Annotated in this window: 1 protein-coding gene; it reads right to left on the reverse strand. The window is 42.3% G+C overall.

The window, feature by feature from the left end:
- Positions 1–131: 131 nt before the first annotated feature.
- Positions 132–758 (reverse strand): hypothetical protein, encoded by a 627-nt coding sequence (locus tag E5331_RS20100; RefSeq protein ID WP_123483337.1) that lies wholly within the window; start codon positions 756–758, stop codon positions 132–134.
- Positions 759–785: the final 27 nt, after the last annotated feature.

The raw sequence follows: 785 nt of genomic DNA on the forward strand, positions 1-785 counted from the left end.
TCCTAAATCGGCAAAACCTCGATAACCCTTTTGCGTCTGCCAATCATCGGCATAAACAACGCTTGCCATTACAAGCGAAAGAATAAAAATTAATACTTTTTTCATTGTTGTATTGTATTATTAAGCTATTTCTATTTCAAAATTGCAGAAGAAGATGAGCTTCCACCACTTACTTCATTGCCACGCTGCACTTTCTTTCCGTATCCGAAAGTATATGTGGCAGAGAGCTGAAAGCGCATGTGGCCATCTATGCCGAAATCTCGCTTGTCAAAACTATAGTTCCGGCTATACAGTTCCTGTCGAGAGGTTTCCCATGAAGAACGAAGGAAATTATGTGCGGTGGCAGATAGCCGCCATCCACCTTTTCCCCAGCCCAACTGTATCTGATAGCTTGAAGGAGTATGCTCTTTCATTCCTGACTCATCAGGAATATATGTGCTTGGTGTCATATACCATCCGAACAGATAAAAGTTGCCGAAATACCATGTCAATTGTGCTGAACATGTCACTTCGTTCAACGACAGAGAATATTCACCCGTTATATTTCTATGCCAATATTGTGGACGCACTTTTGCAATCAGCTTGCCTCCAAAGAATTTAGCTGTACCGCTTAGTCCAACCATAGCGACATCATAGTTTCCGCTGTTAGCATATTTGCGTAACATGGTGCCGTCGGGAGCTGTGGGGCTGTAAAGGGTAACCACCCTGTCGCGCTCGGTGTAATAATAGGTAAGTACTTCAGAAAAATAAATGAACATATCAAGCTCTCATAGTAAAGTTGATGC

The organism is Lepagella muris, from assembly GCF_004793975.1.
In the GTDB taxonomy this organism is placed as follows: Bacteria; Bacteroidota; Bacteroidia; order Bacteroidales; family Muribaculaceae; genus Lepagella; species Lepagella muris.

What these genes read in the sequence shown, in the direction of transcription:
- E5331_RS20100 (WP_123483337.1), bottom strand. Translation starts at nt 758, where the DNA reads ATGTTCATTTATTTTTCTGAAGTACTTACCTATTATTACACCGAGCGC.